General features: G+C 68.9%; 12 protein-coding genes and 1 pseudogene. 5 read left to right on the top strand and 8 right to left on the bottom strand.

The annotated features are described in order from the left end of the window. Positions 1-135, top strand: a pseudogene (locus ACLML9_RS25725) (MerR family DNA-binding transcriptional regulator); the annotation flags it as partial. Positions 136-454: 319 nt separating this feature from the next. Here ACLML9_RS25725 and ACLML9_RS25720 read toward each other — a convergent pair. From ACLML9_RS25720 to ACLML9_RS25710, 3 genes are all read right to left on the bottom strand, one after another. Then, the gene (locus tag ACLML9_RS25720) at positions 455-1387 is read right to left on the bottom strand and encodes a recombinase family protein (RefSeq protein WP_411947934.1); all 933 of its coding nucleotides are present in this window, start codon (positions 1385-1387) and stop codon (positions 455-457) included. Further along, entirely contained in the window at positions 1384-1647 is a 264-nt protein-coding gene (locus tag ACLML9_RS25715; RefSeq protein WP_411947933.1) for a hypothetical protein, read from the bottom strand. The genes ACLML9_RS25720 and ACLML9_RS25715 overlap by 4 nt, the downstream gene beginning before the upstream one ends. A gap of 204 nt (positions 1648-1851) precedes the next feature. Then, the gene (locus tag ACLML9_RS25710) at positions 1852-2358 is read right to left on the bottom strand and encodes a hypothetical protein (protein WP_411947932.1); all 507 of its coding nucleotides are present in this window, start codon (positions 2356-2358) and stop codon (positions 1852-1854) included. 328 nt (positions 2359-2686) lie between these two features. On the opposite strand from ACLML9_RS25710, the gene ACLML9_RS25705 reads away from it, so the two are divergent. The 3 genes from ACLML9_RS25705 to ACLML9_RS25695 are packed head-to-tail and all read left to right on the top strand — an operon-like array spanning position 2687 to position 4266. Next, positions 2687-3016, top strand: coding sequence for an ArsR/SmtB family transcription factor (locus tag ACLML9_RS25705; protein WP_411947931.1), 330 nt, complete (start codon positions 2687-2689; stop codon positions 3014-3016). Next, positions 3016-3726, top strand: a complete 711-nt coding sequence (locus tag ACLML9_RS25700) for a hypothetical protein (RefSeq protein WP_411947930.1) — start codon at positions 3016-3018, stop codon at positions 3724-3726. The genes ACLML9_RS25705 and ACLML9_RS25700 overlap by 1 nt, the downstream gene beginning before the upstream one ends. Positions 3727-3774: 48 nt before the next feature. Further along, positions 3775-4266: a beta-class carbonic anhydrase gene (locus tag ACLML9_RS25695; protein ID WP_411947929.1), complete on the top strand. Its 492-nt coding sequence runs from the start codon at positions 3775-3777 to the stop codon at positions 4264-4266. A gap of 72 nt (positions 4267-4338) precedes the next feature. On the opposite strand, the gene ACLML9_RS25690 is transcribed toward ACLML9_RS25695, so the two are convergent. From ACLML9_RS25690 to ACLML9_RS25675, 4 genes are all read right to left on the bottom strand, one after another. Next, the gene (locus ACLML9_RS25690) at positions 4339-5259 is read right to left on the bottom strand and encodes a DUF5995 family protein (RefSeq protein ID WP_411947928.1); all 921 of its coding nucleotides are present in this window, start codon (positions 5257-5259) and stop codon (positions 4339-4341) included. A gap of 109 nt (positions 5260-5368) precedes the next feature. Further along, positions 5369-6310, bottom strand: a complete 942-nt coding sequence (locus ACLML9_RS25685) for a GlxA family transcriptional regulator (RefSeq protein ID WP_411947927.1) — start codon at positions 6308-6310, stop codon at positions 5369-5371. Positions 6311-6357: 47 nt separating this feature from the next. Further along, positions 6358-7239, bottom strand: coding sequence for an LLM class flavin-dependent oxidoreductase (locus tag ACLML9_RS25680; protein WP_411947926.1), 882 nt, complete (start codon positions 7237-7239; stop codon positions 6358-6360). Between the two features lie 74 nt (positions 7240-7313). After that, positions 7314-7610 (bottom strand): hypothetical protein, encoded by a 297-nt coding sequence (locus ACLML9_RS25675; RefSeq protein WP_411947925.1) that lies wholly within the window; start codon positions 7608-7610, stop codon positions 7314-7316. A 323-nt stretch (positions 7611-7933) separates the two neighbouring features. Between ACLML9_RS25675 and ACLML9_RS25670 the strand changes: the two genes are divergently transcribed. Next, complete coding sequence (locus ACLML9_RS25670; protein ID WP_411947924.1) at positions 7934-9016, top strand: fatty acid desaturase family protein; 1083 nt, start codon at positions 7934-7936, stop codon at positions 9014-9016. Positions 9017-9098: 82 nt separating this feature from the next. Here ACLML9_RS25670 and ACLML9_RS25665 read toward each other — a convergent pair. Then, positions 9099-9360, bottom strand: a 262-nt coding sequence (locus ACLML9_RS25665; RefSeq protein ID WP_411947923.1) for a cytochrome P450, incomplete at its 5' end; no start/stop codon positions are given.

Genomic DNA, 9360 nt, shown 5'->3' with positions numbered 1-9360 from the left:
CTGCGCATCGCCGCCCGCGCCCGCGAACTCATCGACCACGGCACCCCCCTGGAAGCGGCATGCCGGATCATCATCCTCGAAGACCAACTCGCCGAGGCCTTGGAAATCAACGCCGAGCTCACCCAGCAGGATTGAGCGCAACCGGCCGCCTCGGGCCGCGAAAGACGCCCGGCCGCCGGGTGGCGGTCACCGGTAGGTCAGATACCGCCGGGCGGGTCGAGTTCGGCCCACACGGTTTTCTCGCCGGCGCGACAGTCGGTTCCCCACCGGGTCGCCAGCTGCGCGACCAGCAGCAGTCCGCGCCCACCCGTGTGGTCGGGCCGGCGGATCCGCGCCTGGCTCCTCCTCCCGCTCCGCGAGCACCTCGCGCCCACTCCGACTGGACACTGCTTACCCCGGTCAACCGGCGGAAACCACACGCCGGCACGCGCAGTCCACCCGGCACTGCGCCTTTTCACAGCCGGACGTATTCGCGGAGTTTGCCCTTGACGTGGTGTCGCTCGTCGCCCAGTCGCAGGCCGAGCGTCGGCAGTTGCTCGGCGATCTGAATATCGGTCAGCGGCGCGGTGAGCGGGACGTCGGCGTAACCGCGGTCGTCGGTGCGCCACTGCCCGCCGGGACTGACACCGCGGACACGGGCCACCACACCATCGACGACGTAGACGACGGCCTTGAGCTTCCGCCGCCGTGTCGAGGCGATCGGCCACCACTTCCGGTCGGCGTCGAGCTGCACCGCCTCGGACTGCCCGGTTTCACCGTAACGGCGATTGGTGTCGGGATCGACCTTGGTCTTGCTGTTCCGGTAGACGACCAGGGCGCAGTCGCCTTTGTAGGCGCCCAGTTCTCGGTAGAGGGTGGACCGGGCGACCTCGAGGGTCGCCGCGATCTGGTCCACGGTGAGTTTGTCCTCGTCGTACATACGCTGGGCCTGGTCGAGCTGCAGCTGCGACAGAGCACGGGGCCGGCCGCCGACCCGACCGCGGGCTTTCGCGGCGGCCAAACCGTCTTCGGTGCCCTCGACGATGAGTTCGCGGTCGTACTCGGCCACGGCAGCGAGGAAATGAAAGATCAGCCGCCCACCGGGGGTGGAGGTATCGATGCCCTGCTCCAGCACCACGAAGTCGATCCTGTTGTCCCCGAAGTAGCGCATCAGGTCGAGCAGGTGCGCGTGGCTACGGCCGATACGCCGCAACCGGGTGACCACCACCTGGTCTCCGGGGTTCAGTATGTCCACCAGCGCATCGAGCTGCGGCCGGGACGACAGCTTGCCGCTGATCTTCTCGATGAACAGGTTCTCCTCGGCAACGCCGGCGGCGAGCAGAGCATCGGTCTGATGGTCGGTGGACTGATCGCGGGTCGAAACCCGCGCGTACCCGTAGCGGGTCACAGCAGATCGCCGATATCGCCACCGAGCTCGCGGAAGTTCCGGCCGGACAGCTCGTTGAGCAGAGCCGTGTTCCCGGTGCTCATCGCGCAGCGCAGTGCCATGCCCTGCGATACATCGGCGAGCTTGGCCAGGTCGGCCGGGGCGTACCCGTCCGGCTGCATCGACAGTGCGGTCATGCGCTCGCCGAGCAGCCGCAGCTGTCCCGCGGTGCGGAACGAAAAACGACCGAGGTCGTCCATCTGCTCGTCATCCTGTGGCACGAAAAGTCTCCAAACTCACAGACACCGTTTAAGGAACGATGATTTAGGGATTGAGTTATAAGACTCATATTACCTGGAGGTTCCTGTCCGCGTGTGTCATGAACAGGGAGGTTCTTCAGTCCATTGTGATGACGATCGGCCTGATCGATAGCGATGTACTAGATGAGTGACTCCAAGGGGTGTGGTGGGATCTGAGGCCGGAGGTCAGGACAGGGGCCGTCGGGGCAGTTCGTTGGTCCATTCGCGTTGATCGGGGGTGTCAGGGACGGTGAGTCCGCGGGCTTGTTCGAGTCGGTTCCATGCCGTGTCGGGGTCGGTGCCGTTCAGGACGAGGAGCGCGGCGGCAAGCAGCGATGCGCGGCCGATGCCGAAGCGGCAGTGGGTGAGCACGTGTGCGCCGTCGTTCAGTTCCGCTGCGAGGTGCCGCAGGGTCGGCAGCACACTCGCCTGGTCGGGGACTCCGCGGTCGACGATCGGGATGGAAACGAACTGCAGGCCCGCCTCGCGTGCTGTGCACTCTTCGGTTCCGAGGTCACACTCGTAGAGTTCAGCGGCGGTGAGCGCGCAGACCAAGTGGTCGACGCCGGAGGCCTTCAGAGCGGTCATCTCGTCTTCGAGCCACTCTCCGCCGCGCGGCTTGGCCATGATGCTCAGCCGTCCGGGACCGCGATGGTCAACGGCGTAAAAGTTGGGGTGCATGCGCATGTTCATTGCCTCGGGTTGTGGTGGTTGCTTGCAGAAGTCGGCGTCGCGAAGCCAGGCTGATCATGAGAGATTACGGGCAGCAGCGGACGAACTACACCACAAACTCGCCGAACAGCAGGCGCGGGCCACGAGCCGAGCTCGCGGTTTGATACAGACATCCGGGACCGAACGGACTGCTACGGCCCCTAACAATTCGGCGTGACGGGGCGCGTCTCGAACCCTTGGTTTCGAGACATGCTTTCGACCGGGCCGGGGCTCGATCCCGGTGTTGCCCGCCGGGCGACCTTGATGGTTCATCGTTTTCTGAATACAGATTCTGATGTACTGTTTGGGTATGGAGGCCGCTGTTCACACCGACGCCCTGGCCCGCTTCGGGCACGCCCTGTCCGACAGCACCCGCACCAAGATCCTGCTGAGCCTGCGCACCGCGCCCGGGTATCCGGCGGAGCTGGCCGAGCAGATCGGGGTGACCCGCCAGATCCTGTCGAACCATCTCGCGTGCCTGCGCGGCTGCGGTCTGGTGGTCGCGGTCCCCGAAGGCCGGCGCAGCCGCTACGAGCTCGCCGACCCGCGTATCGCCGCGGCCCTGGCCGATCTGCTGAGCCTGGTGCCGGCCGTGGATCCGGCGTGCTGCCCGGATTCCGAATCCGAGGGTTGCTGCTGATGTCGGCGCCGCTGGGCATGCCCTCGTTTCCCCCGGCCGTCGCGGTCTCCGGGCCCCCGGCGCAGCGGCATGCGGTGCCGGCGCGAAGGATCCGCTGGTTCGTCGCCGCGACCACCACCTACAACGTCGTCGAGGCCGTGATCGCGCTATCCGAAGGCGCCCGCGTTTCTTCGACCGCGTTGATCGGGTTCGGCCGGGACTCGGTGATCGAGGTGTCCTCCGCAGCGGCGGTGGCGTGGCAGTTCGCCGGCCACGATCCACAGGCGCGGGAGAAGGTTGCGCTGCGGATCATCGCCTTGTCCTTCTTCGCTCTCGCGGCCTACGTCACCGTGGACTCGATCCGGGCGCCGTTCGGGCTCGGTGAAGCCCAGCACTCCCCGATCGGTATCGGGCTGGCCGCCGCGAGCCTGGTCATCATGCCGATCCTGTCGGCCGCGCAGCGCCGCGCCGGGCGCGAACTCGGATCCGCCTCCGCGGTGGAGGAGAGTCGGGCGTGGCGCGCACAACCGCCGGGCACCTCGATTCGCGACGCCGTTCCCCGCGCACATGTCCCGGCGGGCACGCGGCGCGGTGACCGGATGCGGCGGCGGTGGCCACGTACTGTGGGAACTCACCGCGCTCGGCGCGACCCGGACAGTTCGCGACACGCCAGGGTTGGACTCTGCCCGGTTCTATCGGTCGTGATCGCGGACGACAGCTTGGGAATGTGAATGCGGACATTCGCATATCGAGACGTCGACGAACGGAGGTCGGTACCTATGACGGTGACCGATGACTACCTGGCCAACAACGCGCGCTACGCGGAACAGTTCAGCGGTCCGCTCCCCCTGCCGCCCAGCAAGCACGTCGCGGTGGTCGCCTGCATGGACGCCCGGCTGGACGTCTACCGGATCCTGGGTCTACGGGAGGGCGAGGCGCATGTCATCCGCAACGCGGGCGGGGTGGTGACCGATGACGAGATCCGCTCGCTGGCGATCAGCCAGCGGCTGCTGGGCACCACCGAGATCATCCTGATCCACCACACCGATTGCGGAATGCTCACCTTCACCGATGACGATTTCAAACGCGGCATCCAAGACGAGACGGGTATCAAACCCACCTGGTCGGCCGAGGCCTTCTCCGATCTGAACGAGGATGTGCGGCAGTCGCTCCGGCGAATCGAAACCAGTCCGTTCATCACCAAGACCTCGTCGCTGCGCGGTTTCGTCTTCGATGTCGCCACCGGACGGCTCGACGAAGTCGGCACCTGACCCACCCGGAGCTCCCCGCTCCCGGCCCTGCTCCGTGCCGCGTGCACCGAATGGTGCGCGCGGCACGATTGTTCACAACGCGCTGTTCGCGGCGAGCACCTCGAACGCGGCGTCGGCGCTGCGCCACAACACATCCATCTCCGCGCGCACCGCGGGTTCGGCCGCCGGATCCTGCAGCGCCAGACCGTTGCCGAAGATCACCACATTCGCGCCCAGATCGGCCAGCCGTAACAGCGGTCCGGAGGCCACGCCCGCGCCCAGTACGGCATCGAGCCCCTCCCCGAGGAAGTAGAACCGCCACAGCGGGCCGAGATCGCCGCCGTAGAGTTCGCGGGTGAGATCGACGATCAGCGACCCGTGACTCGCGATCGCGTCGACGATCCGGAAGTGGTCGGGCGCGTTGGCCGCAGTGGCACGGGTGGCGGCGACGGCATTGGACAGGTCAACGGTGAGGTGGGCGTTGTAGCCCGCCATCGCGACTCGGGCCGGCGACAGTTCGCAGCGGTGGGCAAGCCGGAAATAGTGGTTCCACTGGGGTTCGCCGGGCGCGCCGGTGAATTCTGCGTGCACAGTGCGCAGAAACCGCAGCAGCAGATCGAGACTGATGCGATGCGCCCATTCCGGGTCGTCGAAGGCGGCCGGATCGCGTTGCAACGGCATCACCGCGGCCTGTTCGACCGCGTCGAGTCCCAGAGCGAGCAGTCCACGCCGATCCCGGTGCGCCACCAGGATCTCGGTGATCCGCCGATTCCGTTCGACCGCCCGTTCCAGCCGGTCCAGCGACGAACCGGAGTTCTCGTCGTAATTCGCGGACGTATCGGACAGTTCGACGATCTCGGTGAGTTCCGCGGCCGACAACGCTGTGCCGCAGGCAGTATCCAGCTCGGACGCCGCGGCGCGCCCCCCACCGGCCAGCGCGGCCACATCGACCAGGAACACGGTCGCGAAGACGAGGATGAGGTATCTCGACCGCACCGGCCGCTGGCTGGACATACCTGTTTCGCTTTCACTCGGCGGACGACTGAGCCGTGAAACCGGCCATATGCGATAGATCCGGAACAGCGGTGTTCGGGCGAGCCGCCCTGCCGGGCGCGCCCCGAGCCTAGCCCAGCCGCCGCCGCGAGCCGCCCTCCCACCCGTGGGAGCGGCCGGTCGGCCTGCCGCGGAACGCGCGCCGGTAGGCCGCGGGGGTGGTGCCGAGCAGCGTGTGGAACCGGCGCCGCAGATTGGTGGCGGAGGTCAGCCCGACCCGGGCGGCGATCGCCTCGACGGGCAGATCGGTCTCCTCGAGCAGCCGGCGCGCCGCGGTGACCCGCTGGGTCAGCAGCCAGCGCCCCGGGCTGGTACCGAGTTGATCTTCGAATCGGCGGGCCAGGGTGCGCGGCGAGACCCCCGCCCGGCCGGCCAGATCGGACAGTGTGAGGGGCCGATCGAGGTGGGCGATGCTCCAGTGCAGCAGAGCGGCGACGGACTCACCGGTGGCGTGCGGGGTGACCGGCGCCGGGACGAACTGGGCCTGCCCGCCCTCCCGGTGCGGTGGCATGACCATGTGCCGGGCGAGTTCGGACGCATACAACGCGCCGTGATCGCTGCGCACCAGATGCAGGCACAGATCGATACCGGCGCCCGCCCCCGCGCTGGTGGCGATATCCCCGTGGTCCACATACAGCACACCGGGGTCCACCTGCACCCGGGGGAAGCGAGCACGCAGTTCGCCGGTGCGCGCCCAGTGGGTCGTCGCGGTCCGGCCGTCGAGCAGGCCGGTCTGTGCCAGAGCGAACGCGCCGGTGCAGATCGACACCAGCCGCGCTCCCCGCGCGGCGGCCGCGCGCAACGCCTCCAGCACGGCGGGTGACATCTCCGCGGTGAACGGCAGCCAGCCGGGGATCACGACCGTATCCGCGGTCGCCAGGGCCCCGAGGCCCGCCGGCACCCGCATCGTGTACCCGGCGGTGGTCGTGACCTCGCCCGGATATTCGGTACAGACCAGGAAGTCATAACGGCCGGGCAGCCCCTCGCGCGGCGTACCGAAGACTTCCGCCACACACCCGAGTTCGAACGGGGTATCCCGAGGGCTGATCACCCTCCCCGTCAGCGGGACGCGATCAGTTCCAGCGTCTCCTCCAGGACGGTGAGCGGAACCGCACTCGGGACCAGGATGAACTCGTCCAGCCCGGCTTCCTCGGCGGCGTCCAGCGTGCGGTGTAGCGCCGCGGCGTCGTAGGTCTTCATCGAGGAAGCCGCTCCCGCGGCCGCCTCGCCACCGAGGAAACCCAGGTACTCCGCGGTGAAATCGCGCAGAACCTCCTCGGGCCCGGGCACACCGAGCGCGTAGAAACACCCGCTCACCAGGCGCGGCGCGTCCCGGCCCGCCTCGGCCCAGGCGCGACGCGCGGCCTCGGCGGACCAGCGGATCTCGGCGGGCACCCCGCCCACGCTGAACGCCACGACGCCGTCGGCCCACCGGGCGGCGCGCGCGAGCGATCTCGGGCCGAGGGCGCCGGCGAGCACGGGCGGGCCGCCGGGCTGCACGCAGGGCGGCCCGAGCGGATCACCTCCGGCGACGGCCGGTACCCCGGCCCACAGCGCGCGCAATTCGGCGACCGCGCGATCCAGCCGATCGTGGCGGCGCTCGAATCCCGCACCGAGACTGCGATAGTCGTCGCCACGGCCCCCGACGCCCACGCCGAGAGCGAAGCGTCCCGCGGACAGCACATCGATCGTCGCGGCCTGTTTGGCGACCAACGCCGCCGGATGGGCCGGCAGCACCGACAGATTCGCGAAGATCCGCACCCGTTCGGTGACCGCGGCGGCCGCGGCGAGGGTCGTCCACATCTCCTGATTGTGGAAGGTCATCCGCTCGCCGCACGAGATACTGGCGACGGGCCCCTGCTCGGCGAGCCGGCACCAATCGACGGTGGCCGCCCGGTCGTAGCCGCGGCACATGGTGGGTAGTGCGATCCCGATATCCATCGCCCCAGCATTGGGCAACCGAGCCCGCTTAGCAAGAACAGGTTCTAGTTTTCGCCGACCCGGAGCCGACCTGGCTAGCCCCCGCCACCACAGCCACCACCCCCGCCACCACAGCCACCACCCCCACCGCAGCCGCTGTCCCCACCGCCGCCCCCGCTTCCGATGTACCAGCCGCCCGCCGCGGCCGCACCGGTGGCACCCCGTCGGCGGGCGGCACGCAGCGGAGCCCGGCCCTGCCGGAACCTGCGCACCGCGGCCGTGACGGCCAGCACCACCCCGAGCGCGAAGAACCAGCCGCCCACCCCGAATCCGAAGAGGTCGGTCAGCACGAGGCCGACGAGAACTGCCGAAGCAGCAGATAGGAAAAGCACGATACCTCCCCGAGTGGTCGATCCACCTCAGAAGAGGTTACCCCGCAGCAGATCTCGGTGAACTTCTCCGACGCCACAGAATTCCGCGGTGGACTCCGTGCGAGCCGCCATCGATCGGCACCTCGGCTCGTCTCCCCATCGGGGATTGTCCCGGAGATGCCTCCTCCACCCGGGCCGCGCACGCTCGCCCGATCGGGCGTCCCGGGCGCCCGAGCGCTCGGGACGCGGGTAGGGTGAACGCGAAAGTCGGCAAGGACGGCGGGCGCGCGTGATGCCGATCCGTCGGCCGGTGAAGCGACACCCGTGCACAGATCGGTGAGGAAATGACGGCGAACGCCGCCACACATGATGTTCCTGTCGACCGGATCGAGGCCGCCGCGCCTTCCGAGACCCCGGCCCGCACCGCACGCCACAGCGACTACGCGGTGCTGCTGCGGCAGGTGCGCGACGCGGGTCTGCTGGACCGGCGCCCCCGGTACTACCTCTGGAAGGGCGGGGCCGCACTGCTGGCACTGGCCGCCGGATGGACCGCGTTCGTCCTGATCGGCGACTCGTGGTGGCAGCTGGCCACGGCCGCCTTCCTCGCCGCGCTCTTCGCTCAGTTCGCCTTTCTCGGCCACGACGCGGGGCACCGGCAGATCGCCGGCAGCCGGCGGGCGGACTATCTGCTCGGCACGATTTTCGGCAATCTCGCCATCGGCGTGAGCATCGGCTGGTGGACGAGCAACCACAACCGTCACCACGCGCATCCCAATACCGAGGACGCCGATCCCGACATCATGGGTGTGCTGGCGCATTCGAGTGTCCGGGCGCGCGCCGGCCGCGGCCTGCGCCGGGTGATCTTCCGCTACCAGGGTTGGCTCTTCTTCCCGATGCTGCTCCTGGAGGGCCTCAGCCTGCACTTCTCGAGTGTCCGGGCGATCGTGCGGCGCGATATCCCCCGGCGCGGCTTAGAGGCCGCGCTACTGGCCGCGCACGCCGTGGGCTACCTCACCGTCGTCTTCCTGGTGCTCCCACCACTGCACGCACTCGGCTTCATCGCCGTGCAGCAGGGTCTGTTCGGGCTCTACATGGGAACCACGTTCGCGCCCAACCACAAGGGTATGGCGGTACTCCCGGCCGGCGATACGACGGACTATCTGCGCCGCCAGGTCCTCACCTCCCGCAACGTCCGCGGCGGAGTCGTGATCGATACCGCCTTCGGTGGCCTCAACTACCAGATCGAACACCATCTGTTCCCCTCCATGCCCCGGCCGAACCTGCGGCGGGCCCGGCCGATCGTCGCGAAATACTGCGCGGAGATCAGCGTGCCCTACTGCGAGACGGGCCTGTTCGATTCCTATGCCCAGGCCCTCGGACACCTGCACACTGTCGGCCGGGCGGCCGGACCCGAGCGGTCCGGATAGCCGGCGACCCGCACGAGCGGCCGCTTCCGGCTCGGGGCGGTATTTCAGCGGGACCGTGGTCCGGCGGTGACGGGTAGGGCGGTCAGGCCGTGCAGTATACCGCCTGGTCCGGGTGTTCGAGCAGCGCGACCAGGCCGTTGGCGAGTAACCCGGTGGTGGTCTCGAACCCCGCGGCAAACAGCAGGGCCGCCATGGTGATCAGTTCGTCGTCGTCCACACGCGCGCCGTCGGCGGCCGGGACGGCCAGGGCCGACAGCAGGTCGTCGCGCGGTTCCCGGCGCCGCCGCGCGGCCAGATCGCGCAGATAGTCGCTGATCTCGGCGGCCGCGTCGCCGGCTCCGGCG

The organism is Nocardia sp. NPDC002869 (assembly GCF_046764065.1).
GTDB lineage: Bacteria > Actinomycetota > Actinomycetes > Mycobacteriales > Mycobacteriaceae > Nocardia > Nocardia rhamnosiphila.
Note: the sequence above shows the minus strand (reverse complement) of the source record. Positions and strands in the feature narration are given on the sequence as shown.